The sequence below is a fragment of the Methylobacterium carpenticola genome (assembly GCF_042748905.1).
GTDB lineage: Bacteria > Pseudomonadota > Alphaproteobacteria > Rhizobiales > Beijerinckiaceae > Methylobacterium > Methylobacterium carpenticola.
The window spans coordinates 2,927,501-2,954,386 of record NZ_JBHZEO010000001.1; the positions used below are offsets into that span (position 1 = coordinate 2,927,501).

Below are 26,886 nucleotides of genomic sequence, written 5' to 3' on the forward strand. Positions count from 1 at the left end.
AGCTCCCGGGACATGCCCCCGGCGATAGGCGGGAGATCGGGCGAGATCGACCAGAGCGGCGCCCGCGAGCCTCTCCAGTTCCTCCGGCGCGATCGCCGGCCCCGCCGCGGGGCGGGACCGGACCGGCTCCGGCTGCGGGAAGGCGTCCGGAAGCGCCGCTCCCTCGGCGAGGACGAACACGTCCCACCCCATCTGGTACAGCCACGAGGCCGTCATGCGGGCCCGCACGCCGTCGTCGTCGTAGAGCACGACCCGGGCGCCGCGGACGCCGAGCCACTCGTCGGTCGCCTGGACCAGTTGCCCGCCCGGGGCGGAGACGAACCCCGCCGGATGGCCGAGGGCGTGCTCGGACGGGTCGCGCACGTCGAGGGTGTAGAGCGTGCGGGTCTCCGCCTCCGCGCGGAACCGGGCCAGCTCCTCCGCCCCGATCACCGGCACGCCCACATGCGCGGCCCAGCGGCCCGCGCGGTCGCGCGCCCAGGCGCGCGCCTCCGCGGACGGCGCGGCGACCCGCTCGGTGCGGCGCGTTGCCAGGGCGAGCCCCTCCAGCGTCCAGCCGATCGTGCCGTTGCGCAAAGCGACGACCCGGTTCGCCACGCCCGCGTTCACGAGGCTCTGCGTGCCGATGATGCTGCGCGTCCGGCCGGCGCAGTTGACCACGACGAGGGTCTCCGGCGAGGGAGCGATCTCCCGGATGCGATAGACGAGTTCGCCGCCCGGCAGGCTGCGGCCACCGGGGATGCTCATCGTGGTGAATTCCTCGAAGCGGCGGGCATCCACCACGACGACGTCCTCCTGCGCGTCGAGGATGCGCTTCACCTCGCGGGCCGGCAGGGACGGCGTGTGGCGGATGGCCTCGACCAGCTCGCCGAAGGCCTTGGAGGGCACGTTGACGTCGCGATAGACCTCGCCGACGCGGGCATAGGCCTGGAGCCCGCCCGCGAGGATCGCGACGTCGCGGTAGCCGAGCGCGGCGATGCGCGCAGCGGCCCGCTCCGCGTAGCCCTCGCCGGCATCGTAGACCGCGATCGGCGCCGCGAGGCGCGGCACGAGGCCCGGCAGCGCCGTCTCGATCTCGCTGACCGGCACGCTGAGGGCGAAGAGCGGATGCGCCTGCGCGAAGGAGCCCTCCTCGCGCACGTCGAGGAGCGCGATCTCCCGTCCCTCGGCCCAGAAGGCGCGCAGCTCCCGCGCCGTGATGATCTTGGTCATGCTCGCATCCCGGTGTGGCGACGGCAGGCTCGGCGGTCGCGGCGCGATGGGAATGGGGTCGGCCCGCCCGGCGGGCCCCCGGATCAGAAGAAGGCGCCCGTCGGCGGCAGGGCGCCGTTGAGGTAGTGATCGCCGACGACCCGCTCCTTGTAGATCCGCGGATTGTGCGAGGCGATGACCTTCAGGTTGCGCCAGTGGCGGTCGAGGGCGCTGGCGGTGGAGACCGCGCTGCCGCTGCCGACGTCGATGAGGAGGCTCGCGAGGCTGGCCGCGACCTCGTCCGTCACGACCTTGGCCTCGGCGGCCGCGATGCTGGCGGCGATCGACAGGGCCTCGGCGTCGGGGTGCCGCGCCTGCGCCCAGGCCAGGTCCAGGGCCGTGACGGCCCGATCCGTCACGGCGAGGATCGCGGCCCGGTAGGCGGCGATGCGGCCGATCACGGACTGGATCTCCGGCTCGTCGGCGGGGCGCTCGGCTAGCGCGTGGTAGAAGTTGCGCTTGCGCGCCCGCACCAGGCTCAATGCGTCCTGAAGGATGCGCGTGACGATCCCCGAGATCACGACGGTGAGATACACTTGGTGGAAGGTGTAGCCGTAGAGGTAGGGCTCGGTCCCGCCGCGTTCGGGGAGCGCGAAGAGATCCTCGGCCCGGACCGCCACCCCGTCGAAGATCGTGGTCCCCGACCCGGTGAGCTTCTGGCCGAAGCCGGTCCAGTCGTCGTCGAGGGTCACGCCCGGCGCGTCGGTCGCGACGAGGAACTGGGCGATCCGCCCCGTGCCTTCGTCGAGCGCCGAGGCGAAGAGGTGGTCGGCATACATGTTGCCGGTCGAGTAGATCTTCGCGCCGGAGACCCGGTAGGCCCCCTCCCCCGGCGAGCGCACCAGCCGCGCGCCGGGCACCTGACCGCGGCTGCCGGCGGGCCCTCCGCCGGCCTCCGAGACGGCGACGCCGAACATCCGCCCCTGCCCGGCGAGCGCGAGGATGCGGGCGGAGAACGGATCCTCCGGCGTCTCGAGGTGCTGCTCCACCGCGAAGAAGTGGTTGCGGAAGACGTGGGCGATGTTCGGATCGGCGCTCGCGAGGTCGCGGGCGAGGGCGAACAGCTCCGGCAGCGTCACGCCCTGGCCGCCGGCCTCGCGGGCCAGCCGCACGGCACAGAAGCCCCTGGCCTTGAGCGCCGCCGTCTCGTCGAAGATCGGCCGGCGCGCGACGTCGCGCGCCGCTGCTCCTTCGGCGAAGCCGGCGAACACGGCGTCGAGGCCGAGGCGGCGGGTGACGGGGCTCCAGTCCGGCCGGGTGGCGGCGGCCGGATCGACGCGTCGTCCCTGCAGCATGGACGGGCCTCCCTTCAGCGGCCGGTGCCGGTGCGGCGCAGCGGCTCGGCATCGCGCGGATCGACGTAGCGGGCCAAGCCCAGATGGTGGCGCAGCGTCTGGCCCGTGTACTCGCCCCGGAACCGCCCGGCCTTGCGCAGGAGCGGCAGCACCGCGTCGACGATGTCCGCGAGGCCGCTCGTCTGGACGTCGATGTTGAGGTTGAACCCGTCCGCCGCACCGGTGTCGAGCCAGTGCAGGATGTCGGCCGCGATCGCCTCGGGCGTGCCGACGATCATCCGGTGGCCGCCGACGATGTTGCTGAGCGCGGCTTGGCGCACCGTCCAGCCGTGCTCGACCGCCTCGGCGAGGATCTGCTTGCGCGGCCAGCGCGAGGCGATCGGCACCCGGGGCTCGGCCGCCGCGATCTTGTCGTAGGGCAGCGTCGCGTCGAGGGGCAGATCGTCCGGGTCGAGGGCGAAATGGCGGGCGAGTTCGCCGCGCAGGAAGTCGATGTCGAGACCGGCATCGAGGTCGGCCTTGCGCCGGAGCGCCTCCGCCTCCGTGCTGCCGACGATCGGGAACAGGCCGGGCATGACGAGAAGCTGGTCCGGATCGCGGCCGTTGGCGCGGGCGAGCGCCTTCACGTCGGCGTAGAACCGGCGCGCCGGCTCGATCAGGCGCTGTCCGGTGAAGAGCGCGTCGGCGTAGCGCGCCCCGAAGGCCTTGCTGTCCTCCGATTGCCCGGCCTGGAAGATGACCGGGCGCCCCTGCGGGCCGACCGGGGCCGACAAGGCCCCCCTGGCGCTGAAATGCCGCCCCGCGACCGCGACCGGCCGCACCAGGGCCTTGTCGACGAAGACGGTCCGGTCGCGGTCGGCGACGATGGCGGAGGCCGGGAGCGAGTCCCAGAGCCCGGTGACGATCTCCACGAATTCGGCGGCGCGCCGGTAGCGTTCCTCCTGGCCGAAGCCCTGCTCCAGCCCGAAGGCGGCGAGCGCCACCGGCGTCTGGCTGGTAATGATGTTCCAGGCCGCGCGGCCCTTGCTGATGTGGTCGAGCGAGGCGATCTGGCGGGCGACGATGGTGGGGTGGCCGAAGATCGTCGAGGTGGTGGCGACGAGACCGATATGGCTCGTCGCCTGCGAGAGGGCCGCGAGGAGCGTCACCGGATCGAGCGCACGCCACGGCCGGTGCAGCGCCTCATCGACCAAGCCGCCGGGGCCGTCGGCGAGGAAGAGCGCGTCGATCTTGCCGCGCTCCGCCACGGTCGCGATGCGGATGAAGGCATCGATGTCGGTCGGCAGGGTTTCCGGATCCGGCAGGGTCTTCCAGGCGGCATCGTGACGTCCCGAGGCGAGGACGTTGACACCCAGGCGAACGGGCTTGCGACCGGGATTGGCGGCGGGCATGGGCGCGCTCCGGATTGTGGCGAACGGCAGGGAGAGGCGCGGTCAGACCCGCACCGCGTAATCGGCCACCCGCACCCGCTGCGGCAGGATCGACCGGTCGGCGAGCCAGTCGGCCGCCTTCTGGAAATCGGCCAGGAAGGCCGCGTCGTCGGCCTCGTAGAACCGGTTCTGCCGCTTGTAGCCGGCGAGATGGTCGCGCACGGCGTCGCTGTACTTGCCTTCCTTCTGGGCGATGGTCTCGGCCGCGACGGGATTCTCGCTGATCCAGCGGCCTTCGCGCGCATAGGCGTCGATCACGGCGCGCACGAGCGCCGAATTCTTCGTCGCGAAATCGCGCAACGTCACCAGCGAGGAATAATCGATGAGGAAGTCGAGATCCGTCCCCTCGAAGAAGATGTCCTTGGCGCCGTACTGATCCCGCGCGATATCGACGGCCGGCGTCCACATCGACCACGCGTCGACCCGGCCCTGGCCGAAGGCCGGCGAGGCATCCGGCGGGTTGAGATACACGACCTCGACGGACGAGCGGTCGACGCCATGCTTCTCCAGGGCGGCGACGAGCAGGAATTCGCCGAGGCCCGAGCGGTTGACCGCAACCTTCTTGCCGACGAGGTCCTTGACCGAGTCGATGCCCGCGTTCTTCTTGACGATGATCGCCGTCGAGCGCGGCGAATAGACGTTGAAGTTCGTGAAGACGAGCGGCGAGCCGGCGATGATGGCGGCGAGCGCCGGCGTGGTGCTGCCCCAGAAGCCGAAATCCGCGCTGCCGCCCACCACGGCCTGCAGCGACGGCGCGTGGTTCGGGAAGGGGCCGACCCATTTGACCTTGATGCCCCGGTCGGCGAGGCTCTTCTCGAACTCGCCGCGCTCCCGGGCGATCAGCGGGAGGCCGCCCCGTCCCCAGCCGAGGCGGACGGTGTCGGTGTTGCGGGTGCCCTCCGTGTTACGGGCGGTCTGGGCGCGAGCCGGGCCCGCGCACAGGCCGAGCCCCGCCGCCGTGCTCCCGAGCGCGAGCCCCGCGCCCTGGAGGAGCCTGCGCCGGTCGATCCGGGGGATGTCTGAGCGTGTCATCGGAAGGTCCATTGAACGAAGGTCGTGGTCCGGCCGCGGGCCGGTGTCCCGGGGCGGCGGTCAGGCGGCGCGGTCGTGGACGGTGACGCCGAGTTCGCGGAGCAGCGTGCCGCGCAGGGCCTGCGGTCCCGCCGCATCCCGGCGCACGTCGTAGGTGGCCGCGATCCGTCCGCCCCGCATCACGAGGATGCGGTCGGCGATGGCGATCGCCTCGTCGACGTCGTGGGTGACGAGGAGGACGCCCGGCCGGTGGAGCGCGACGAGATCCTTGATCAAGTCGTGCATCTTGATGCGCGTCAGTGCGTCGAGGGCGGCGAAGGGCTCGTCGAGCAGGAGGAGCCTCGGCTCGCGCACCAGGGCGCGGGCGAGCGCCACGCGCTGGGCCTGGCCGCCCGAGAGGTTGCGCGGCCAGTCGTTCTCGCGTCCGCCGAGGCCGACCTCCCGGAGCGCGGCGATGGCCTGCTCCCGCGCGCCGGGCATCTCGATCCCCAGCGCGACGTTCTGCCAGAGCGGCGCCCAGGGCAGCAGGCGGTGCTCCTGAAAGACCACGGCCGGCTGGGAGGGGCCGTCGATTCGCCCGGCATCGATCGGATCGAGGCCCGCGAGGGCGCGCAGGAGCGTGGTCTTGCCGCAACCGCTCTCCCCCAGCATCGCGACGAACTCGCCGAGCCCGATCCGCAGATCCAGCCCCTCGATCACCACCCGCTCGCCGTACCGGCGGCGCAGGCCCCTGACGGTGACGGCGGCGCTCATCGGCGCTCTCCTCTGGCGTAGTTCGGATGCCAGGCCAGCAGGCGGCGTTCCAGGGCGCGGGCCAAGCTGTCGGCCGCGACCCCGATCGCGGCGTAGATGACGATGGTCAGCACGATGACGTTGGTCTGGAGGAACTCGCGGGCATCCATCGCCAGGAAGCCGATGCCCTTGGTGGTGGCGATCGTCTCGGCGATCACCAGCGCCAGCCAAGCCACGGCCAGGGCGTAGCGCACGCCCGTCAGGATCGACGGCATCGCGCCGGGCAGGATGATCTTGGTGATGCGCCCGCGCAGGTTCAGGCCGGTGACCTTGGCGACTTCGAGAAGCTTCGGATCCACCTGCCGGATGCCGAGCACCGTGTTGATGTAGATCGGGAACATGACGCCGAGCGAGACCAGAAAGATCTTGCCGGCCTCCTCGACGCCGAACCAGACGATCACGAGGGGCAGCAGGGCGAGGAACGGGATCGCCCGGATCATCTGGATCGTCCTGTCGAGCACGGCTTCGGCGAGGCGGGAGAAGCCGACGAGCAGCCCGAGGCCGAACCCGATACTGCCGCCGATGACGAAGCCGGCCGTGGCGCGCAGGAGGCTGTAGCCGAGATGCACGAAGAGCGAGCCGTCAGCCGCGAGCCTCCAGGCCGTCGCCAAGACCGCGCTCGGTGCCGGCATCACCTGCGAATTGACGTAGCCGATCCGGCAGAACAGCTCCCAGGCCAGCACGAAACCGAGCGGAGCGAGCCAAGATATCAAAAACAGATCCCGCGCCTTCCAAGAAATATTGCGTCGAACCGGTCTCGATCTATTTCGGAAAAATATATCGATCTCCTTGGATGATTTGGCTGATACGTCCATCGTCATCGCTCGAGGCTGTCGGTGTCCGGCGTGCCTGCCGGGCGTCGGCTGCGGGCCCGGCTGCATGCCGGGTGTCTATTTTAGTATATGGATTTTGTAAACTAATATCGCCTCGCGCTTCGGCACCGACAGCCTTCGCTCGCCCGCGGCAGCACGGATGCACGGCGACCGGGCCTTCGCGGAGGCGCGCGAGTTCGGGCAGCCCCCGATGGAGAGCGGGCTTGAGCCTCGCCATCCTGCCCGGCGTGACGGTGGCCGACATGAGCAAGGCCATCGCCCATCTCGGCTAGCCGCGGCCTCGCACGTCGCGGACCTTGGCGAGCGTCCACCGGGGTCAGCCGCAGGCATCCCCGGATCTGCCGGCGAGGACGTTCGCCGCTCGACGGAGCGTCTCGCAGATCGACAGGGGATAGGCCTCGTGGCGAGCGCGTTGCGCGAAACCGGTGAGAACCTGCACCGCCAAGCGCCCTGCTGGCATATGTCTCGGGCGGACGTGCTCGGTCAGAAGCGCGATCACCGGCTCCAACACCCGCCACCGGTCGAGGTCTGCCCCACGGGCGCATTGTCGTTCATGGCTGAACGATCGCCGATATGGTGGGTGATCCCTTGCCGTAGCCTGCGGCGAGCGAAGATCCAAGCCGAGTGGACGAGGCAGATCCCGGCTCTCCCATCGGCGATACTGGTCCAGCCGAGCTTCCCGTCGAGGAGAACGAGCGTGATCACGGTCGCTGTCGGCAGCGACCTCTCCGCGCGGTTGCAGTCGCAGGCACGCCGCGCCGGCGTCCATCAAATGTATGACGCCCTGCCGCTGCGAATAAATCATAACACCTGTCGCCCGACAGAAAGTTGTCGTGCGGAGTCAGTCTGTCCTTCGACGGGAACCGACGGCTTTTTCATGAACAAGGGAGGGGAACATGCGAGCAATGCTTCCGCTTGCGGCAGCATTCGCCGTTTCGCTCGGGGGTGTCAGCCTCGGTCAGGCTAAATGCGAGAGGGCCTTCCCGGTTCGGGTCGGGGCCGTGACCGGCAATCCCGAGAAGGACACGATCGGGCTCCATTGCGTGTCCCCCGACGTCCCGACGACCGGAGCGGTCGGCCGCAGGAAGCCCGGCACTCCGGCCGCGGTCGGCATCCACTCGGCCGATGCCGAGAAGGAGACCATCGGCTTCGTGGATCGTTAGAGCGCGTCCCACCCCAGGGGATGCCGGTTCGGCGCAAGGAACTGCACCACATCGGGACAGGCGAGCGACGCCCATCGTCCTCGGCGTGCGGATCATTCGCGCGGCTTGGCAAAGCGGCGTCATGACGTCGGGATCCGCCCCGACATGGATCCGCCCCGACAGGGGATCCGCCAGGGACGACCGCTTGATCCGGGTTCGGACGCGGATGCGGGAGGGCCCGGACGCCTTCGGCATCGACAATCATCAGCAAAATCAATAATTTGACGTCCGCACGCGCGCGGATGGCCGCTGCGCTGCCGGTTCCCGATGCGGCGGGTGGCGGCCGGTGCGCGATTGACACGATCGCCCACGCCATGAAATATAGCATGAGCTATATAGAATACGGCGTGCTCATCAAGTGTCTGCGATCTATATACCCCGCCGGGGCCGATCCGCCCGCTCGCCGCGATGGCTCCTCGCGGCCGGGCTGCTCATCGTCTCCGCGGCCGGCGTGCGGGCCCAGCCCGATGAACGCTCGCCGCTCGACGACCGGCCGCCGCAATCCGCGGTCGTCGAGCCGGATTCCGACACCGGCAAGCCACCCTCCATCCAATCCTCCCTCGGCCCCCTCGGAGATCCGGGCGGATTTCGCACCCGTCTGGAGAAATCCGGCATCACCTACAGAATGATCTACACGAATGAGGTTCTGGGCAATATTTCAGGCGGATTTCGCACGGGAGCGATCTATGCCGGAAAGCTCGAATCCTTGCTGGCCGTCGATTTCGAGAAACTGGCGGGGCTGAGCGGGCTGAGCCTGTTCGCCAACAGCTTCCAGATCCACGACACCGGCGGTCTGCGCGACCGGAGCTTCGGACGGCTCATCACCGTGAGCAACATCGAGGCTTACCCGACCACGCGCCTGTCGGAACTCTGGCTGGAGCAGAAGTGGGACGGCGACCGCTTCGGGCTCCGGATCGGCCAGATCACGGCGGACGGCGAGTTCTTCGCGGCCGATTACGGCAAGATCTTCCTCAGCAACGACTGGCCGACCATCACGGGTGCGAACCTGCCGAGCGGCGGCCCGGCCTATCCGCTCGCGACGCCCGGCCTGCGGCTGCGCTTCGATCCCGACGCCTCCACCTCGGCCCTCGTCGCCGTCTTCAACGGCAATCCCGGCGACCAGCGCTTCGTCAACCGGAACGGCACCAACTTCCGCCTGAACGATTCCCCGCTGGTCATGGCGGAGCTGCAATATCGCTTCAACCAGCAGAAGGATGCGCCCGGCCCGGCCGGAAGCGTCAAGCTCGGCGGCTACCATCATGCCGGCCGGTTCGAGGACCTGCGCTACGACACGGCCGGGCTCCCCCTCGCCGACCCGTTCGGCACCGGGATCGGCCGCCGCCTGTCCGGCACGGGCGGCCTCTACGGGGTGGCCGAGTTCCAGCTCTACCGTCCCCCGGGCGGCGGTCCCGAGGACGGCATCACGGCCTATACCCGGATCTCGGCCAGCCCGTCCGACCGGAGCCTGATCGATCGCTGGGCCGATGGCGGCATCGTGGTCTCGGGACTGGTGCCGGGCCGCCCCGACGACAAGTTCGGCATCAGCGTCATCTATGCCCGCATCGGTGCCGGTGCGCGCGGCTTCGATCGCGACCTGCGGCGGCTGACCGGAACCGTGCAGCCGATCCGCAGCTTCGAAGCCTCGCTCGAAGTCACTTATCAGGCGCAGGTCGCGCCGGGCTGGCTGGTCCAGCCGGATTTCCAATACGTGTTCAAGCCGGCCGGCGGCAGCGTCAGCCCCCTTGACCCGGCGGCACGGGTCAAGGGCGGCGCGTTGTTCGGTCTGCGCTCCACCCTCGTCTACTGAGCTTCATCCGCCGCAGTGGATCCCGGTTCGGCGAAAGGAAGCGCGGACACCGGGCACCGCGGCGCCCGAAATAGGCCCGTCGCTCCCGCTCCGCACGGACGACCGTCGCCCGCACTTGCAGAAGATCCTGGCGGGTGAGCAGGCCGACGAGGGCTCCCGTATCCGGATCCGTCACGGGGATGCGCCCCTGGTCGGTCGATGTCATCAGGTCGAGGGCGCGGGCCACCACGTCGTCCGGGTGCACGACCGCGAGCGAGGCGTCGGAGACCCGCTCCTCCAGGCGCTCGTCCTCGTGGCCGCCCTCCATCGTCCAGCCCAGGGCGTCGCCGCGGGAGACGAGCCCCACCGGCCGGCGCGCCCCGTCCACGACCGGATAGCTGTGGTGGCGCCCCTGCTCGATCGCCGCCACCGCCTCGGTCACGGGCAGGCTCGCGGCGAGGATATCGACCTCGCGGGTCATCACCTCCGACACCCGGGTCGGCTCGTAGGGATCCACGCCGTATTCGCGGGTGACGTGCTGCCCGCGCCGCGCGATCTTCTCGGTCAGGATCGAGCGCTTCAGCAACAGGACCGTGACGGCCTAGGCCGCCACGCTGGCGGCGAGCAGCGGCGCCAGGATATGCACGTGGCCCGTCAGTTACACCGCGAAGAGGGCGCCGGTCAGGGGCGCCCGCATGGTGCCGCCCAGCATGGCCGCCATGCCGAGGAGCGCCCAGAATCCCGGGGCGCCGGGCAGTGCCAGGCCGACCAGCCAGCCCATCGCACCGCGCAGGATCAGCAGCGGCGCCAGCACGCCGCCCGACGTGCCGGACGACAGCGCGGCGAGCCAGGTCACGGCCTTGACCAGCAGGATGATAAGGACCGCCCGCGGCAGCAGGTGGCCGGTCAGGAGATCGCCGATGGCGTCGTAGCCGACCCCGAGCGCGCGGGGCTCCGCCAGCCCGCCCAGACCCACGGCCACGCCCCCCAGGGCCGGCCACCACATCCAGTGGATCGGCAGGCGCTCGAACAGGTCCTCGAGCGTGCAGAGAAGCTTGGTCAGGAGCCCCGATTGCAGCCCTGCGGCCACCCCGAGGCCCGCGCAGGCGACCAGCCCCCACCCGGGCAGGGTCGGGTCGTCCGCGAAGGGAAACAGCGGGCCGGTCTCGAAGAGCACGGGACGCCAGCAGATCGCCGTCACGGCGGCACTGGCCACCGGGATGAAGCTGCGGGGCCGCCACGCGAACAGCAGCAGTTCCACCGCCAGCAGGACCGCCGCGATCGGGGTGCCGAAGATCGCCGTCATCCCCGCCGCCCCCGCCACCAGGAGGGTTTTCCGCTCCGCCGCACTCAGGTGGAAGAACTGGGCGAACAGCGAGCCGATGGCGCCGCCGGTCATGAGATCGGTCCCTCGGCCCCGAACGGGCCTCCCGTGCCGATCGCGAGGCCGCCCAGCACCGGGACCAGAACCATCCAGGGCGTGCGCGCCGCGTGGGCGAGCGAGACGGGCGTCGTGTCCAGCCGGCCGAACCACACGAGGTTCGTGACGAGAGCGATGAGCTTGACCAGGCCCTAGGCCGCGAGGGTGCCGGCGGTGCCGATCACCAGCGCCATGCCGATGAGCACCAGGACGCGCGGATCCGTCGTAAAGTCGGTGAGGGATCGCCGGTGCGGCCTGCCATGAGGCGTGCCGCGATGGGGCTTGAAGGCGTCGGGGCTGCGCTGATCCATGGAGCTCTCCGGCTGATGCGGGAGGTTGTATACTTCGTGATGCGAAATAATAGAGGCGCGTGGGACGGGACGCATGCGGTGACCGCGGAGCGCTCGGAGAAGCCCCTGAGCCGGGCTCAGTACGCCGCCATCGCGGCGTTCCGCTACCAGCTCCGGCGCTTCCTCGCCTTCAGCGAGGGCGCGGCGTTGCAGGCGGGCCTTCCGCCCCAGCAGCACCAAGCCCTTCTCGCCGTCGCGGGCCATCCGGATCACGAGCCGCCGACGGTGGGCTTCCTGGCCGAGCAGCTGCTGGTGGCGCCTCAGACGGCGACGGAGCTGGTGACGCGCATGGTCGAAGCCGGGCTGCTGACCAAGATGCGCGGCACGCAGGACCGGCGCCGCATGGAACTCGCGCTCACGCCCCGGGCCGAGACGCTGCTGGCGGCGCTGACGGCGGCCCATCTCGAGGAGCTCCGCACGATGGAGCCGGCTCTGGTTCGCGTGCTGGGGCGTCTCAAGCGCACGGGAGCGCCGGAGGAGTGACCCGGCCGCCACCGAGCGCCGTCATCGCGCTCTTGCCCGCCTCGCGCTCTTGCCTGGCCCGCGGCTTCCCGTGCATCCGCATATCCGGGCGCGCGATCGACTCCACGGGCGCCGCGGAGCCGGTGCGCCCGGTGAAGGAGCACGCATGACCACCGATCTCGCTCGATCCCGCTTCGATGCGGTTCTGCTCGACCTCGACGGCACCCTGGTCGACAGCGTGCGGGATCTCATGGATGCCCTCAACGCCGTGCTCCGCGACGAGGGGCTGCCTCCCGTCGATCCCGCCCAGACCCGCGCGATGGTCGGCGACGGCGCTCGCAAGCTGATCGAGCGCGCGTTGCAGGCCATGGGCGGAAACCCGGCCCGCGCGCCCGATCTCCTGCCGCGCTTCCTCGCCCATTACGAGCCGATCGCCTCCCGGCACACCCGCCCCTATCCGGGAGTCGTCGAGACGCTGCGCTCGCTCACCGGGGCGGGCTTCGCGCTGGCGGTGGTGACCAACAAGCCGGCCCAGGCCACCCGGCTCGTCCTCGACGGCCTGGACCTGTCGCCGCTGATCGCCGTGGTCGTCGGGGGCGATACCCTGGAGCAGCGCAAGCCCGACCCCGCTCCCGTGCGGGCGGCCCTGCGGCAGCTCGGCGCGACGGCCGACCGCGCCGTCATGGTGGGCGACAATCACCACGACGTGGAAGCGGCCCGCGCCGCCGGGGTGGCGGCGATCGCCGTGTCCTACGGCTATGCGCACCGCCCCGTCCACGATCTCGGAGCCGACGCCGTGATCGACGACTTCCGGGACCTGCCGGCGGCCCTCCGGGCGCTGCCGCGATGACGCGGCACCCGAGCGGCCTGGCGGAGGCTCAGGCCGCTTGCGTCCCCCGCGGGATCGCTCCGCGAAGCGCCGCGTAGCTCGTCATCAGGTTGCGGTAGTCGGGGATGTGATCCGAGAGCAGGGCCGCCAGCCCGTCGACGTCCCGGCGCCAGTCGCGCTGCAGCTCGCAGGCCACGGCGAACCAGTTCATCAGCTGCGCACCCGCCGCCGACATCCGGTTCCAGGCGGCGTCGCGCACCACCTCGTTGAAGGTGCCCGACGCGTCCGTGATCACGAAGACCTCGAAACCCTCGGCGATCGCCGACAGGGCCGGGAACGCGACGCAGACCTCGGTGACCACGCCCGCGATGATGAGCTGCCTGCGGCCGGTCGCCTTGATGGCCGCGACGAAATCGGGGTTGTCCCAGGCGTTGATCTGACCGGGCCGGGCGATGAAGGGGGCATCCGGGAACCTGGCCTTCAGCTCCGGCATGATCGGCCCGTTCGGCCCCTCCTCGAAGCTGGTGGTGAGGATGGTCGGGAGCCGGAAATAGGCGGCGAGATCGGCGACCGCCAGCACGTTGTTCTTGAAGCGGTCGGGATCGAAGTCGCGCACCAGGGACATCAATCCGGCCTGATGGTCGACCAGCAGGACGACGGCTTGGTCGAGGTCGAGGCGGCTGTAGGGCTTGCTCATCATCGTCTCCACGGGTGGACCTTGGCGGCGGCCTGTCGATGTCGAGACAATGCCAGCCGGCACTGCGCCTGAAAATGGAAACGATGGAAAGATATCGTTTCCAAGATTGCTGTGCAGCACCGCAGGATCGGCTGCGGCCCGGCGCGAACCGGGCCCGTGATCCAGGCGCCGGCTCGCGCCGTCGCGCGAAGGCAAAGCCCTGCCAGAACATCGCCGAACGAGCCTGGCACAGCTGCCCAAATCGGCAAAGGACGACAGGATTGCTCCGGCAGTTGAAGTGGTATCCTTCATACTATAGATTCATGAGCCGAGGTGGTGCCAAAAAAACCGCACATTGACGGGATTAAATGTCGGCGATGCTGCGCCGCAGAGCTTTGATATCGACAGATTTTGCTGGTCGAGCACACGCTTTGCAGAATTCGGCACATGTTGGGGCCCGCGGAATGCGTGCCTGCTCAGTCGATCGAGGAAATCCTTTCTCATCCGCGTGCGATGAAGGGCGGAGGTTGCGATGGACAGGTTCACGGTCACCGTAGAGACCCTTCTCGGACCGCTCTATCTCTGTCGAACGACGGCCGAGGCTGCGATCGAGACGGGCCGCCTTGTCCAGCAGGAAGGGGTCGGGCAGGTTTTCATCACCTCGCCCGGCGGAGTGCCGCTGCCGCTCGCGGATTTCACCACGCTGCTCCGGGCGGGTTCGGCCCGTCAGCCGCCGCGGGAGGGGCGCGTCCGCGCGCAGCATGATCGCGATCTGGTTCCCGGCCCCGTGCGCGGAGCCGCTTCATGATCCGAGGACCGGGGAGCGCCGACCGGCTTCGCCGTCGGTTCGCGGGGCGATCATCGCCGGCGAGGAGCGGCGCACGATCGGCGAGCGCCAGGCAGAGGCGGCGCAATCCCGAACGTCAGGGCGGCTGGGTGCCGTCCTTCACCGAACCGGTCGCGACAGGCGAAGCCTGACGGGCCGGGCCTGCGCGGCGTGCGGGCACTCGGCCCGGCAACGGGCCGACCCATGAAGCGCCGACACCGAGCCGTCGCCGATGGTCCGCGCCGCGTGCGCGGAGACGAGTGCGGCCGAGACCGTCGGCAGACCCGGCGCCCTCCGATGGCCGCGCACGCCGTCTCGCGCAGGCCGGCGAGAACCGCCTGCGTCCACCTCGTCAACGCCTGCCGCCTACCACCAAAGTTTGCAGGGCCTGGCGGGCGAAACGCCAAGCCGCCGCGGCACGTCGGCGATCAGCGCCGGGCTCTTCGTCGTGGCACGTCACGAAGTTGCAATGCCTGACGTTGGCAATCGTGCAACCAATAGGGCATCCGGGACGCGCCACACATCAATCGACGCATCGCGGACCTTTAATGTCATAACTTCTATTTACATAACTTTTGTTCTTCAATCTCGAAAATATGGCAACTGAAACCACCTCTCTCACGTCATCCGCGCCATGTCGGTTCACATATTACAAAGCGTTTTGATATGTTGAAGTAATTTCATATGAATGGCGCGCCGAACATTCCGAATCGTCCGATATCGATGCTGGCGTCTACAAAATTCCAGGGTTTTCTGAGAAATCAGATCTCGGGCTGGAGAACCATATCATCGACGAGCAGGCTTCTGACGACCTCAGAGGCGCGGACCCTCGCCGACCGGCGATCGGTGCGGTGCGCAGCATTGCCAGATCATCCCGGAGTGAAATTGAAATCATCCTACAGACTCGCCGTGCCGAGTGACGTACAAAAGCGAGCATCTTGAGCACAACTAAGCGACTCCTAAGACATATGAAGGGCAAATAATAAAAACATTTAAGAAGCTCACAGGATCTATGGAAGCCGAATGCTTCTCGATGCGCGACAATGAACTGCTCCTCGGCTGTGTGGCGGGGGCATGCAGATGGGAGACGCACATGCTGGGTAACATTGTGGCTCGCTGTCGAGCGGGAGTGTCGGCGGCTGCCCTGGCCGCCATGCTGCCGCTTGCCGGGACCGCGGCGCTCGCCAACGACAAGCTCGGGGAACTGTCGAAAAGCGACGACAACTGGGTGATGCCGGGCAAGAACTACGATTCCGACAATTACAGCAAGCTGAAGCAGATCACCGCCGAGAACGTCAAGAACCTGAAGGTGTCCTGGCAGTTCTCGACCGGGCTGCTCAACGGCCACGAGGGGGCCCCGCTCGTCGTCGACGGCAAGATGTACGTGCACACCTCGTTCCCGAACAACACCTTCGCGCTCGGCCTCGACGATCCGGGCAGGATCCTGTGGCAGGACAAGCCCAAGCAGAACCCGGCGGCGCGCTCGGTCGCCTGCTGCGACCTCGTCAACCGCGGCCTCGCCTACTGGCCGGGCGACGGCAAGACCCCGCCCCTGATCCTCAAGACGCTGCTCGACGGCCACGTCGCGGCCCTCAACGCGCAGACCGGCGAGACCGTCTGGAAGATCGAGAACTCGGATATCCGCGTCGGCTCGACGCTGACCATCGCCCCCTACGTCGTCAAGGACAAGGTGATCATCGGCTCCTCGGGCGCCGAACTCGGCGTGCGCGGCTATCTCACCGCCTACGACGTGCGCACCGGCGAGCAGAAATGGCGCGCCTACGCCACGGGGCCGGATTCCGACCTGCTGCTCGCCAAGGACTTCAACATCCACAACGCCCATTACGGCCAGAAGGGCCTCGGCACCTCGACCTGGGAGGGCGACGCCTGGAAGATCGGCGGCGGCACCAACTGGGGCTGGTACGCCTACGATCCGGGCACCAACATGATCTATTTCGGGACCGGCAACCCGGCGCCCTGGAACGAGACCATGCGTCCGGGCGACAACAAGTGGACGATGACCATCTTCGGCCGCGACGTCGACACGGGCGAGGCGAAGTTCGGCTATCAGAAGACGCCGCACGACGAGTGGGACTACGCGGGCGTCAACGTGATGATGCTCTCAACCCAGAAGGACCAGAGCGGCAAGGAGCGCAAGCTCCTTACGCATCCGGACCGCAACGGCATCGTCTACACGCTCGACCGCACCAACGGCGATCTCGTCTCCGCCCACAAGATCGACGACACCGTCAACGTCTTCAAGACCGTCGATCTCAAGTCCGGCCTGCCGGTGCGCGACCCGGAATACGGCACGCGGATGGACCATCTCGCCAAGGACATCTGTCCCTCGGCGATGGGCTACCACAACCAGGGCCACGATTCCTATGATCCGGAGCGCAAGCTCTTCTACATGGGCATCAACCACATCTGCATGGATTGGGAGCCCTTCATGCTGCCCTACCGGGCCGGGCAGTTCTTCGTCGGCGCGACGCTGAACATGTATCCCGGCCCGAAGGGCGACCGCCAGAACGCCGAAGGTCTCGGCCAGATCAAGGCCTACGACGCCATCTCGGGCAAGTTCAAGTGGGAGAAGATGGAGCGCTTCGCGGTGTGGGGCGGCACGCTCGCCACCGCCGGCAACCTCGTCTTCTACGGAACGCTCGACGGCTTCATCAAGGCGCGCAACTCCGACACCGGCGAATTGCTCTGGAAGGCGAAGCTGCCCTCGGGCGCGATCGGCTATCCGATCACCTACTCCCACAAGGGCACGCAATACGTGGCGATCTACTACGGCGTGGGCGGCTGGCCGGGCGTCGGCCTCGTCTTCGACCTGCAGGATCCCACCGCCGGTCTCGGCGCGGTCGGCGCCTTCAAGAAGCTCGCCAACTACACCCAGATGGGCGGCGGCGTGACGGTGTTCTCCCTCGACGGCAAGGGCCCGTACGACGACCCGAACACCGGCGAGTACGCGACGGCCAACTGATCAGCCGGGGCCGGGCCGCCATCGGCCCGGCCCCCTTCCCCGGCCCGATCCACGGATTGAGACCATGCTGAGATCCCTCGTCGGCGCGCTCGCCGGCCTGACGGCGCTGGCCGCGGCGCCGGCTCATGCCGCGCCCGCCCCGCCTGCCGGCCAGCCGGCCCTGCGCGTCTGCGCCGCCGCCAACCAGCCGCCCCTCTCGCTGCGCGACGGCAGCGGCCTCGAGAACAAGATCGCCTCCGCCGTGGCCGCCGCCATGGACCGCAAGGTCGAGTTCGTCTGGTCGGACAAGCCGGCGATCTACCTCGTGCGCGACTTCCTCGACAAGACGCTCTGCGACGTCATCGCGGGCCTCGACACCGGCGATCCGCGGGTGCTGACCACCAAGCCCTATTACCGCAGCGGCTACGTCTTCCTCAGCCGCCAGCAGGACGGGCTCGACGTCGCGTCCTGGAACGATCCGCGGCTCAAGGATGTGGGCCACGTGGCGGTGCCGTTCGGCTCCCCGAGCGAGACGATGCTCAAGCGCATCGGCCGCTACGAGGAGGACATGGCCTACCTCTACTCGCTGGTGAATTTCCGCTCCCCGCGCAACCAGTACACCCAGATCGATCCGGCCCGCCTCGTGGAGGAGGTCGCGAGCGGCAAGGCGGCCGTCGCCGCCCCCTTCGCGCCGGAGGTGGCGCGCTTCGTCAAGACCTCGCCCGTGCCGCTGCGCATGACGCTCGTGGCCGAGGAAGCGGTCGGCGACGGCGCCAAGGTCCCGATGCGGTTCGACCAGTCGATGGGCGTGCGCCGGGGCGACGCGGCGCTGCTGAAGGACCTGGAGGCCGGCCTCGCCAAGGCCAAGCCTGCCATCGAGGCGATCCTGAGGGAGGAAGGCGTGCCGACGCTGCCGACCGGCTCGTGACCGATCGAGCCCGCCTCCTCTCATCCGCCGCAAGCCCGCATCCGGCCATTCCACCATCCGGAAAGTCACCTGCATGATGAAGCGTTGGACCGCCCTGGGCGCAAGCCTCGGGCTCGTCGTCACCGTCACGGCGCTCGGCCCCCTCGCGGGCGGCCTCGCCCCGCGCGCCACCGCGCAGAGCAGCAGCGTCGACCTGCGCAGCGTCGTCACCGGCGAGAGGCTCGATCTCAACGAGGCCCTGCCCGAGGGCCGCGACACCGAGGGCGTCAAGCGCTTCCTCGCCACCGGCCGCAACCCCTACCTGTTCGACGCCTCCTGCCTGAAGAAGGGCGAGCAGACCTTCCTCGCCGCCTGCTCCGGCTGTCACGGCCATGTCGGCGAGGGCAAGATCGGCCCCGGGCTCAACGACAATTACTGGACCTACCCGCAGGGAACGACCGATGCGGGGCTGTTCTCGATCGTCTTCGGCGGCGCGCAGGCCCAGATGGGCCCGCAATCCCTCTCGCTCACCCTCGACGACATCCTCCAGGTCACGGCCTGGGTGCGCCACCTCTACACGGGACCGGCCCAGGATGCCGAGTGGCTGACCGACGAGCAGAAGGCATCCCTCAAGCCCTACAAGCTGGGCGAGACCTTCCCGGACGACGCCCCCGGGATGTGCCGCGGCACCGGCAAGTCGTGATGGCAAGCCGTGACAGCAAGTCGTGACAGCAAGTCGTGACGACCGGGTTCATGCCCGACCGTCGGAAGGTTCGCGCATCGGCGCGACGCGGGCGGCAGCGACCGCCGAACAAACCCCGAGGAGGAACACCTGATGCGCAAGACCCTCACAGCCGTGGCTCTCGTCGTCGGCGCCGCGCTCCCGGCGCTCGCCTATGACGGCACCAAGTGCAAGGCCGCGGGCGATTGCTGGGAGCCCAAGCCCGGCTTCCCCGACAAGATCGCCGGGACGAAGTACGATCCCAAGCACGACCCCAAGGAGCTGAACAAGCAATCGGAATCGATCAAGGCGATGGAGGAGCGCAACCGCAAGCGCGTCGAAGCCTTCAAGAAGACTGGGCGCTTCGAGTACGACGTCGCCAAGATCAGCCAGTAAAAGATCACCCCGTAGACCGCTCTCGCGGCGGCAGATCCTCCTGCCGTCCGCTCCTTGCCGTCGCCGGGTGCGGGCGCGCCGGTCCGGCCCGCCCCCGAGACGCGCGCAGGCCCGGCACCGACCCGCCTTCGGGGCGGCGCGGAGTTTCCGACCCATGAACGAGATCCGTCCCGCCGATCCGATGCTGACCGACTGGCGCGAGGCCGCCCTGCGCTTCGAGCGCGAGGTGGGGAAGGCCGTGATCGGCCAGGCGCGGGCGGTGCGCCTCGTCACCATCGCGATCTTCGCGCGCGGCCACGTCCTGCTCGAAGGCGATGTCGGCGTCGGCAAGACCACCCTGCTGCGGGCCGTCGCCCGGGCGCTCGGCGGCGCCTACGAGCGCATCGAGGGCACCGTCGACCTGATGCCGGCCGACCTGATCTACCACACCTTCCTGGCCGAGGACGGCCGCCCGCGGGTGGAGCCCGGCCCGGTGCTGCGCCGGGCCGGGGACCTCTCGGTGTTCTTCTTCAACGAGATCAACCGGGCGCGGCCCCAGGTCCACGCCCTGCTCCTGCGGCTGATGGCCGAGCGCAGCGTGCAGGCCTTCGACCGCGAGTACCGCTTCCCGCACCTGCTGGTCTTCGCCGACCGCAACCGGGTCGAGCGCGAGGAGACCTTCGAGCTGCCGGCCGCGGCCCGCGACCGCTTCCTCATGGAGATCGGCCTCGAAGCGCCCCGCGATCCGGACCTGCGCCGCCGCCTCGCCTTCGATCCGCGCTTCCACGACACCGACCGGCTCATCGGCGAGGTGGCCCCGGGAGTCCTCGACCACGCCCGGGTCGGGGGCCTCGCCGCCGCCATCCAGCACGGCATCCACGCGAGCCCGGATCTCGAAGCCTACGTGGTCGCCCTCTGGGCCGCCCTCCTCGATCCCGCGGGCGCGGGGATCCGCCTGCCCGGCATCGCCATGGAGGCCCTCGTCCAGGGTGGGGCGAGCCCGCGCGGCATCGCCTTCCTGATCCGGGCCGCCCGGGTGCGGGCGTGGCTCGAAGGCCGCGACGTGCTGGTGCCGGAGGACGTGCGCGCGGTCTTCCTCGAGACCATGGCGCACCGCGTCTTCCTGGAGCCGGTCTACGAGATGCGCCGGGAGCGCCTCGTCCCGGATCTCTGCCGGGCCGTCCTCGCCGCGGTGCCGGCCCCGTGAGCGAGTTCCCCGACATCCTCTACCGTCTGCGGGACCCGGCGGCCGGCCCCGGTCCCGGGGCGCACGGCGCCCGCGACACCGGCGGGCCCGGGATCTTCCGCGATCAGGTTCCGTTCTGGCGCCATCCCGACGCCCGGCGCATCGACCTGCGCGCCACCCTGCGCGACCCGGTCGGCACCACGATCGTGCGGCGCTTCGAGCAGCCCCGCGCGGTCGAGGTCTGGGTGCTGCTCGACCTCTCGGCCTCGATGCGCTTCCGCGGCCGGGCCGAACCCTGGCGGCTCGCGCGCGACCTCTGCGTGGCCCTCGCCCGGTCCGCGACGCGGATCGGCGACGCCTTCGGGCTCGTGGGCTGCGATGCCGATGCGCGCGAGGACGTGACCTTGCCGGCGACCCGGCGGCGCAGCGCCCCCGACCGCGTCGCCGCGATGCTCGACGCCGCGGCCCCGCGGGGCCGCGGGGCCGCCGGCCTGATCGCGGGTGCCGAGCGCCTCGCGGGACGCCGCCGGCTGGTGCTGGTGGTCTCGGACTTCCGGATGCCGAACGCGCAGGTGGCGGCCCTGTTCGACCGGCTCGCGCCGCACGATCTCGTCCCGGTCTTGGTGGACGACGACGCCCTCGGGGCGGATCTGCCGGATTTCGGCCTCCTCGCCCTCGACGATCTCGAAAGCGGCGGGCGGCGGCTGGTCTTGATGCGTCCGGCGCTGAAGGCCCGCTGGCTCGCCCGCGAGGCGGCGTTCCGCGCCGCGCTGCACCGGCTCGCCCTGGCGCGCGGACGTCCCCCCTACCGGCTCGCCGGCCGGCTCGATGCGGACGACCTGTCCCGCCATCTCCTCGGGGTGGCCGCATGACGTCCCGCGCCGCTCCCCTGCTCGCGCTCGTCGCAATCCTCGCGGCAGCGCCGGCCGCCGCGCAGGTCGGCGCCGTGGTGGTGCGCAGCCCGCGGCCGTTCGGCCTCTTCGTCGGCGACCTGTTCACCGCCGAGGTCGAGATCACCGCCGCGGACGGCTTCGCGATCGAGGCGGCCTCGCTGCCGAAGCCCGGGCCCCTGTCCGGCTGGCTCGACCTGCGGGCCATCTCGGCCGCGCCCGGCCCCCTGCGGGACGGCGAGCGCCGCTGGCGCCTGACGCTCACCTACCAGACCTTCTACGTCGCCCTCGACGCGCGCCAGCTCGACGTGCCGGGCTTCCCCGTCACCTTCGCGGCGCGGGCCCCTGCGGCGGTCACCACGGCGAGCGCCGCGGTGCCGGGCTGGTCCGTCGGCGTCTCGCCCCTGCGCGAGGTGCAGCCGGCGCCCGTGGACGATCCCGCCGACTTCATGCGCCCCCCCTCGCCCGCCCCGCGCCGCGATCCGGGGCCCGCGACCCAGGCGGCGCTCGGCCTGTCCGTCCTGGCCCTCGCCGCCCTCGGGCTCCTCGCCCATGACCGGGCCTGGTGGCCCTTCCGGCGCCGTCCGGCCCGGGCCTTCGCGGGGGCCCTGCGGCAGCTGCGCCGCCTCGCCCGCTCGCCGGATGCGGACGCGGCCTACAGGGGAGCGCTCCTCGCCCTGCACCGGGGCCTCGACCGGACCGACGGCCGCCGGGTGCTCGCCGAGGATCTCGGCGCCTTCCTCGACCGCCACCCCGCCTACCGGCCGCTGGGGCAGCCGCTGGCGCGGTTCTTCCAGGCCTCGCGCGAGACCTTCTTCGGGCGCGACCCGGCCGAGGCGCGGGCGGCCTGGCCCCTCGCCGAGGCCGTGGCCGTGGCGCGCCGGCTCGCCGCCGCGGAGCGGCGCGCATGAGCCTGCTCGCCCGCCTCGCCGCCACGGCGCCCGGCCTGCTCTGGCTCCTGCCGCTCGCCCTGCTGCCGCTCGCCGGTCCGGTGCTGCGCCGCCACCCGCTGCCCGCCGTCGCGATGGTTCCCGCCGACGGCCTGTCGCGCGCGCTCGGGCCCGGCCTCACGCTGGCCGGCATGGGGGCGATCGGCTTCACGGTCATCGCCCTGTCGGGGCCGTTCCTGCGCGGCGAGCGGCTCCACCGCACCGGTACGGGGGCGCAGGTCTCGCTCCTCATCGACCGCAGCGGCAGCATGAACGAGAGCTTCGCCGGCCGTCAGCCCTCCGGCGCGGAGGAAGCGAAGGCGGCCGCCGCGCGCCGGCTGCTCGGCGATTTCGTCGGCCGGCGCCCGCACGATCAGGTCGCCGTCTCGGTGTTCTCGACGGCGCCGATCGCCGTGCTGCCGATGACCGACCATTCCGAGGCGGTGCGGGCCGCCATCCGGGCCATCGACCGGCCGGGCCTCGATGCCACCAACGTCGCCCGGGGCCTCGGCCTCGCCCTGTCGCAGTTCGCTGCGGGCGGCAGCAGCGCCGCGCGGGTCCTGCTCCTCGTCTCCGACGGGGCGGCGGTGATCGACCGCCGGGCCCAGGACACGCTGCGGGCCGCCTTCGCGCGGCTGCACCCGACCCTCTACTGGCTGTTCCTGCGCACGGCGGGCTCGCCCGGGCTCGCCGACCGGCCGTCCGGGGAGGACACCCCGCAGGCCGCGCCCGAGCGCCACCTCGACCTGTTCTTCCGCGGCCTCGGCGTGCCCTACCGCGCCTTCGAGGCGGAGAGCCCGCAGGCGGTGGAGGAGGCGATCCGCGAGATCGACCGCCTCGAACGCCACCCGATCGCCCTCGTCGAGGAGCGGCCGCGGCGCGACCTGACCGGGCTCGCCTCCGGGCTCGCCGCCCTCTGCATCGGGATCCTGCTGCTCGCCAAGCTGATCGAGGCGGATCTCGCCGGTCCGCGCCGGGCGCCGCACGCCGCGGAACCCCGGCCGAATCCCGCCGTCGCGAGGCGCGCCGCGTGACCGCCCTCGGCCTCGCCGCCGTCCGGCGGCCGGATCCGCGGCGGGCATGGCGCCGTCTGCGCTCGCCCCTGTTCGTGCTCCTGCCGGGCCTCCTGGCCGCTGCGGCCCTCGGGGCGGCGGCCCTCTCCGTGCGGGACAGGGCGGCGAACCGCACCATCGCCGCCCTGGAGGCCGGCGAGGATGCGGCCGTCTCCCCCGGGGCGCTGCCCGAATTGCTGGCCGCCCGCATCCGCTTCCTCGCCCGGCGCGAGCGGTTCGAGGAGGCGGAGCCCCTCGCCGACGCCCTCGACCGGCGCGGCTCCGACCGGCTGCGGGGCGACGCCCAGCGCGTGCTCGGCGACGCCCGCCTGCGGCAGGCCTTCGGCCGCCTGGAGGCCGGGGACCTCGAGAAGGCCGGTCCGCTCGTCGTCCTCGCCCGCGAGGCCTATCGCCGGGCCCTCACCCTGAGGCCCGGCGACTGGGACGCCAAGTACAACCTCGACGTCGCGTCGCGCCTCGTCCGGGACTTCCCCGAGCGCGGGCGCAGCGAGGGCGAGGAGATGCCGGCGGATCCCAAGACGATCTGGACCGATATTCCCGGCCAACTGCGGGGGCTGCCGTGATCAAGCAGGTTTCGCAGCAATGGTCGCCGGTTTTGCGACAAGACCCTGCGGCCCATCAGGACCCTGAGCGGACGGCGCGGGGGCAGGCCGGCGCGGGTCTGCGGGGGCGCCGCGCCGCGCTCCTGCGGGCGGGGCTGCGCCGCCTGCGCGGCGACCCGCGCGGCCGGCTGCTCGCCGGGGCGGCCCTGCTCACCGGCCTCGCCCTCGCGATGCCCCCCCTGGCGCTGACCCGCAGCCGGGTGGAGGCGCTGCTGGTGGTGGACATCACCGGGAGCATGAACACCCGCGACTACGTGCAGGACGGCCGGCCGGCGAGCCGCCTGGAGGTCGCCAAGGCGGCCCTGCGCCGCATGGCGGCGGACCTGCCCTGCGGCTCCCGCCTCGGGCTCGGCCTGTTCAGCGAGCGGCGGGTCTTCCTGCTGTTCGAGCCCTTGGAGGTCTGCGCCGATTTCGCGCCGCTCGACGGTGCCCTGGCGGGCCTCGACTGGCGCATGGCCTGGGACGGGGACAGCCGGATCGCGGCCGGGCTCCATCGGGCGGTCGCGCTCGCGGGCGAACTCGGCAGCGACCTCGTCTTCGTCACCGACGGGCACGAGGCGCCGCCCCTGCCGGCGAGCGGTGCGCCGCCCTTCGAGGACCGCCCGGGGGCGGTGCGCGGCCTCATCGTCGGGACGGGCGGCTACGGCCTGTCGCCGATCCCCCGCTACGACGACCGCGGGCGCGAGACCGGCTTCTACGGCCCGGGCGACGTCCCGCACGAGAACCGCTTCGGCCCGCCTCCGCCCGACGCCGAGACGCGGGAGGGCTACAATCCCCGCAACGCGCCCTACGGCGCCCTGCCGGCGCAGGGCAACGAGCATCTCTCCTCGGTGCGCGAAGCCCATCTGCGGCGCCTCGCCGGGGAGACCGGTCTCGCCTACGCGCATCTCGCCGGTCCGGACGGGCTCGCCGGGCTCGTCACCGCCGCCGCGACCGCCCGGCCGGTCCGGGCCGTCATCGACCTGCGCCCGATCCCGGGCGCCCTCGCCCTCGCCTGCCTCGTCGCCCTCTACGGCCTGCTGCCGTGGCGCGACCGGCACCGTCTCCGGAAGGGAACAGCATGAGCATGCGTGTGTCCGCGGTGGCCCTGATCCTGGCCTGCCTCGTGACGGCGGCACCGGCGCACGGGCCGACGCCGCAGAAGATCGAGGCCACCGCCACCATCGCGGCGCCGCCCGGGAGGGTGTGGGGACTCGTGAGCGACTTCGCGGGGATCGAACGCTGGCACCCGGCGGTGGCGACGAGCGAGGGCAGCGGCGGAACCGCCAACGGCGCCACCCGCGCGGTGACGCTGAAGCGGGGCGGCGTGCTCCGGGAGAGCCTCGACGAGTACGACGCGGGACGGATGACCTACTCCTATCGCCTGTCCGAGCCCGATCTCGCGGCGCTGCCGGTCTCGTCCTACTCCGCCACCATCACGGTCACGCCGGACGGGGCCGGGGCGAAGGTGGCGTGGTTCGGCCGCTTCTACCGGGGCGACACCGGCAACGAGCCGCCCGAGGAGCTGAGCGACGCGGCCGGGCGCGCCGCCATGAAGGCCTATGTCGAGACCGGCCTCGCGGGCCTGAAGGCCAAGGCGGAGGGCGGCTCATGACGGGCCGGCGCGTCGCCATCCTCCTCGTCTCGATCCTCGCCGGCAGGCCGGCCGGGGCCGGGGACGCCTACGTGGTGAGCCAGGATGCCGGGATGGTCACGCGCATCGACGTGGTGGCCGGGCGGATCGGAGCGACGATCCCGGTCGGGCCCGGCCCTGCCGGGATCGCCGCGGGACCGGACGGGCGGCTCTATGTCACGCATCCGGACCATCGCCGGATCAGCGTGATCGATGCCGCGGCCGGGCGCGTGGTGGCGCGGCTCCCCCATGCGGGAACGCCGTTCGGCATCGCGGCGGCCCCGGCGGGCGACGTCCTGTTCGTGGGGGACTGGGTCCGGCACGAGGTGGCGCGGCTCGATGCGCGCAGCGGCGCCCCGCTCGGAGCCCCGGTCCCGGTGCGCGATCCCGCGGGTCTCGTCCTCGACCGGGCGGGCCGCCGCCTCTACGTGGCCGCGCGCGAGCAGCATGAGGTCGTGGTCATCGACGCCCTTGCCCTGCGGGTGATCGACACCGTCGCCACGGGCGAGGGCCCCTTCGCTCTCGCGCTCAGCCCGGACGAGACGCGCCTCTACGTCGCCAACGTGCGCAGCCGCGACCTCACCGTCATCGACACGGGCAGGCTCCGCCCGCTCGCCACCGTGGCGGTCGGCCCGATGCCCTACGGCGTCGCGCCGACGCCGGACGGACGCTTCGTCGTGGTCAGCAACCAGCATGCCGGGACGGTCTCGATCGTGGACGCGGCGACGCTCGCCGTCACCGGGGAGGTGGCGGTGGGCCGCTATCCCGAGGGCGTGCTCGCGGCAGGGGCGGACCGGGTCGCCGTGGCCAACTGGTTCTCGGGGGATCTCTCGATCATCGATCCATCGGCCCGCCGCGAGGTCGCGCGCCTCGGGCTGGCGGACGGACCGCGCAATCTGGCGGTCGCCCCGTGAGGTGCGGGGCGCCCCTCGCCGCGGCCTGCCTGCTCCTGTCCGCCTGCGGCGAGGCGGAGGACGGGGGCTCGCCACCGGCCGTCGTGATCGCCCGGCACGCGGCGGGTTCGGTTCCGGCGTGGCTCCCGCCCAACGACCGCAGCGATCCGGCGCTCTGGCTCGCGGCCCGCGCGGCCGGCCGGCCGGTCGCGGCGGGCGACCCGGCCGTGGCCCCGCTGCGCGCGGCCCTGGCGCGGGCGGCGCCGCGCTTCATCGAGGATCCCCGCATGATCGCCAACCGCACCGCGCAGGTGCTCGACATGCTGCACGCCGCCGGCCTCGGCGAGGAGCCCGCCCCGCTCCTGATCGACCTCGCGACCGTCGCCGCAGGCTCCGGCCGGCGGCAACTCTTCGGCGCGCTGTGCCAGCACTACCTCAACACGCGAACGGCCGGAGCGACGCACCGGGACGCTCTCGATCGCCTCGGCAGCAAATACGCGCCCCAGAACCCGAAGCAGCCATGAACAGAGCCGCCGTTCCAGCTCGGATGCG

General features: G+C 71.2%; 26 protein-coding genes and 1 pseudogene (1 of these 27 running past the window's edge). 18 read left to right on the top strand and 9 right to left on the bottom strand.

Translation table 11 applies throughout. The features are described from left to right. The 6 genes from ACE101_RS13835 to ACE101_RS13860 all read right to left on the bottom strand — a co-directional run. Positions 1 to 1,212, bottom strand: the 5' portion of a protein-coding gene (locus tag ACE101_RS13835) for a rhodanese-like domain-containing protein (RefSeq protein WP_379130284.1). The gene continues 402 nt to the left of window position 1, outside the view; the window shows 1,212 of its 1,614 coding nt (coding positions 1-1,212); the start codon lies at positions 1,210 to 1,212; the stop codon falls past the left edge of the window. 83 nt (positions 1,213 to 1,295) lie between these two features. Beyond that, positions 1,296 to 2,546: an acyl-CoA dehydrogenase family protein gene (locus tag ACE101_RS13840; protein WP_379130287.1), complete on the bottom strand. Its 1,251-nt coding sequence runs from the start codon at positions 2,544 to 2,546 to the stop codon at positions 1,296 to 1,298. Positions 2,547 to 2,560: 14 nt separating this feature from the next. Further along, positions 2,561 to 3,937, bottom strand: coding sequence for an NtaA/DmoA family FMN-dependent monooxygenase (locus ACE101_RS13845; protein ID WP_379130289.1), 1,377 nt, complete (start codon positions 3,935 to 3,937; stop codon positions 2,561 to 2,563). Positions 3,938 to 3,979: 42 nt separating this feature from the next. Next, positions 3,980 to 5,008: an NrtA/SsuA/CpmA family ABC transporter substrate-binding protein gene (locus ACE101_RS13850; protein ID WP_379130292.1), complete on the bottom strand. Its 1,029-nt coding sequence runs from the start codon at positions 5,006 to 5,008 to the stop codon at positions 3,980 to 3,982. 60 nt (positions 5,009 to 5,068) lie between these two features. Then, positions 5,069 to 5,761, bottom strand: a complete 693-nt coding sequence (locus ACE101_RS13855) for an ABC transporter ATP-binding protein (protein ID WP_379130294.1) — start codon at positions 5,759 to 5,761, stop codon at positions 5,069 to 5,071. Further along, a complete protein-coding gene (locus ACE101_RS13860) occupies positions 5,758 to 6,615 on the bottom strand; it encodes an ABC transporter permease subunit (RefSeq protein WP_379130296.1) in 858 nt (285 codons plus the stop codon). Before ACE101_RS13860 ends, ACE101_RS13855 begins: the two co-directional genes overlap by 4 nt. 1,019 nt (positions 6,616 to 7,634) lie before the next feature. Between ACE101_RS13860 and ACE101_RS13865 the strand changes: the two genes are divergently transcribed. Both ACE101_RS13865 and ACE101_RS13870 read left to right on the top strand, forming a co-directional pair. After that, positions 7,635 to 7,796, top strand: coding sequence for a hypothetical protein (locus ACE101_RS13865; protein WP_379130298.1), 162 nt, complete (start codon positions 7,635 to 7,637; stop codon positions 7,794 to 7,796). A gap of 397 nt (positions 7,797 to 8,193) precedes the next feature. After that, the gene (locus tag ACE101_RS13870; RefSeq protein WP_379130300.1) at positions 8,194 to 9,642 is read left to right on the top strand and encodes a carbohydrate porin; all 1,449 of its coding nucleotides are present in this window, start codon (positions 8,194 to 8,196) and stop codon (positions 9,640 to 9,642) included. Here ACE101_RS13870 and ACE101_RS13875 read toward each other — a convergent pair. Then, positions 9,596 to 11,190 (bottom strand): annotated as a pseudogene (locus ACE101_RS13875) (chloride channel protein). The gene ACE101_RS13870 and the pseudogene ACE101_RS13875 overlap by 47 nt on opposite strands. A gap of 3 nt (positions 11,191 to 11,193) precedes the next feature. Beyond that, the gene (locus tag ACE101_RS13880) at positions 11,194 to 11,352 is read right to left on the bottom strand and encodes a hypothetical protein (protein WP_379130303.1); all 159 of its coding nucleotides are present in this window, start codon (positions 11,350 to 11,352) and stop codon (positions 11,194 to 11,196) included. Between the two features lie 15 nt (positions 11,353 to 11,367). Here ACE101_RS13880 and ACE101_RS13885 point away from each other — a divergent pair, with 15 nt between their 5' ends. Both ACE101_RS13885 and gph read left to right on the top strand, forming a co-directional pair. After that, on the top strand, positions 11,368 to 11,874 hold the full coding sequence (locus ACE101_RS13885; protein ID WP_379130306.1) for a MarR family winged helix-turn-helix transcriptional regulator: 507 nt from the start codon (positions 11,368 to 11,370) through the stop codon (positions 11,872 to 11,874). 145 nt (positions 11,875 to 12,019) lie between these two features. Further along, positions 12,020 to 12,703, top strand: a complete 684-nt coding sequence (gph, locus tag ACE101_RS13890; RefSeq protein ID WP_379130308.1) for a phosphoglycolate phosphatase — start codon at positions 12,020 to 12,022, stop codon at positions 12,701 to 12,703. A gap of 28 nt (positions 12,704 to 12,731) precedes the next feature. Here the strand turns inward: gph and ycaC are convergent, their stop codons facing one another. Next, positions 12,732 to 13,379 carry an isochorismate family cysteine hydrolase YcaC gene (ycaC, locus tag ACE101_RS13895; protein WP_379130310.1) on the bottom strand — a complete coding sequence of 216 codons (648 nt, stop codon included), beginning with the start codon at positions 13,377 to 13,379 and terminating at the stop codon, positions 12,732 to 12,734. 511 nt (positions 13,380 to 13,890) lie between these two features. Between ycaC and ACE101_RS13900 the strand changes: the two genes are divergently transcribed. From ACE101_RS13900 to ACE101_RS13965, 14 genes are all read left to right on the top strand, one after another. Further along, positions 13,891 to 14,166, top strand: a complete 276-nt coding sequence (locus ACE101_RS13900) for a hypothetical protein (protein ID WP_379130313.1) — start codon at positions 13,891 to 13,893, stop codon at positions 14,164 to 14,166. Positions 14,167 to 15,277: 1,111 nt separating this feature from the next. After that, complete coding sequence (locus ACE101_RS13905; protein WP_379130315.1) at positions 15,278 to 17,167, top strand: methanol/ethanol family PQQ-dependent dehydrogenase; 1,890 nt, start codon at positions 15,278 to 15,280, stop codon at positions 17,165 to 17,167. A gap of 64 nt (positions 17,168 to 17,231) precedes the next feature. Continuing rightward, the gene (moxJ, locus tag ACE101_RS13910; RefSeq protein ID WP_379130318.1) at positions 17,232 to 18,074 is read left to right on the top strand and encodes a methanol oxidation system protein MoxJ; all 843 of its coding nucleotides are present in this window, start codon (positions 17,232 to 17,234) and stop codon (positions 18,072 to 18,074) included. 73 nt (positions 18,075 to 18,147) lie between these two features. After that, a complete protein-coding gene (gene moxG / locus ACE101_RS13915) occupies positions 18,148 to 18,756 on the top strand; it encodes a cytochrome c(L), periplasmic (RefSeq protein WP_379130321.1) in 609 nt (202 codons plus the stop codon). Between the two features lie 132 nt (positions 18,757 to 18,888). Further along, positions 18,889 to 19,170: a methanol dehydrogenase [cytochrome c] subunit gene (locus ACE101_RS13920; protein ID WP_379130323.1), complete on the top strand. Its 282-nt coding sequence runs from the start codon at positions 18,889 to 18,891 to the stop codon at positions 19,168 to 19,170. 154 nt (positions 19,171 to 19,324) lie between these two features. Continuing rightward, positions 19,325 to 20,356 carry an AAA family ATPase gene (locus tag ACE101_RS13925; protein WP_379130326.1) on the top strand — a complete coding sequence of 344 codons (1,032 nt, stop codon included), beginning with the start codon at positions 19,325 to 19,327 and terminating at the stop codon, positions 20,354 to 20,356. After that, positions 20,353 to 21,207, top strand: coding sequence for a DUF58 domain-containing protein (locus tag ACE101_RS13930; RefSeq protein ID WP_379130329.1), 855 nt, complete (start codon positions 20,353 to 20,355; stop codon positions 21,205 to 21,207). The genes ACE101_RS13925 and ACE101_RS13930 overlap by 4 nt, the downstream gene beginning before the upstream one ends. Further along, positions 21,204 to 22,136 carry a nonribosomal peptide synthetase MxaA gene (locus ACE101_RS13935; RefSeq protein WP_379130331.1) on the top strand — a complete coding sequence of 311 codons (933 nt, stop codon included), beginning with the start codon at positions 21,204 to 21,206 and terminating at the stop codon, positions 22,134 to 22,136. Before ACE101_RS13930 ends, ACE101_RS13935 begins: the two co-directional genes overlap by 4 nt. Next, positions 22,133 to 23,188: a vWA domain-containing protein gene (locus ACE101_RS13940; protein ID WP_379130333.1), complete on the top strand. Its 1,056-nt coding sequence runs from the start codon at positions 22,133 to 22,135 to the stop codon at positions 23,186 to 23,188. The genes ACE101_RS13935 and ACE101_RS13940 overlap by 4 nt, the downstream gene beginning before the upstream one ends. Next, positions 23,185 to 23,790: an MxaK protein gene (locus ACE101_RS13945; RefSeq protein WP_379130336.1), complete on the top strand. Its 606-nt coding sequence runs from the start codon at positions 23,185 to 23,187 to the stop codon at positions 23,788 to 23,790. The genes ACE101_RS13940 and ACE101_RS13945 overlap by 4 nt, the downstream gene beginning before the upstream one ends. 98 nt (positions 23,791 to 23,888) lie before the next feature. Continuing rightward, a complete protein-coding gene (locus ACE101_RS13950) occupies positions 23,889 to 24,893 on the top strand; it encodes a vWA domain-containing protein (RefSeq protein WP_379138672.1) in 1,005 nt (334 codons plus the stop codon). A 2-nt stretch (positions 24,894 to 24,895) separates the two neighbouring features. Next, a complete protein-coding gene (locus ACE101_RS13955) occupies positions 24,896 to 25,423 on the top strand; it encodes an SRPBCC family protein (RefSeq protein ID WP_379138675.1) in 528 nt (175 codons plus the stop codon). Continuing rightward, the gene (locus tag ACE101_RS13960) at positions 25,420 to 26,355 is read left to right on the top strand and encodes a YncE family protein (RefSeq protein WP_379130337.1); all 936 of its coding nucleotides are present in this window, start codon (positions 25,420 to 25,422) and stop codon (positions 26,353 to 26,355) included. Before ACE101_RS13955 ends, ACE101_RS13960 begins: the two co-directional genes overlap by 4 nt. After that, positions 26,352 to 26,858: a hypothetical protein gene (locus ACE101_RS13965; protein WP_379130340.1), complete on the top strand. Its 507-nt coding sequence runs from the start codon at positions 26,352 to 26,354 to the stop codon at positions 26,856 to 26,858. The genes ACE101_RS13960 and ACE101_RS13965 overlap by 4 nt, the downstream gene beginning before the upstream one ends. Positions 26,859 to 26,886: the final 28 nt, after the last annotated feature.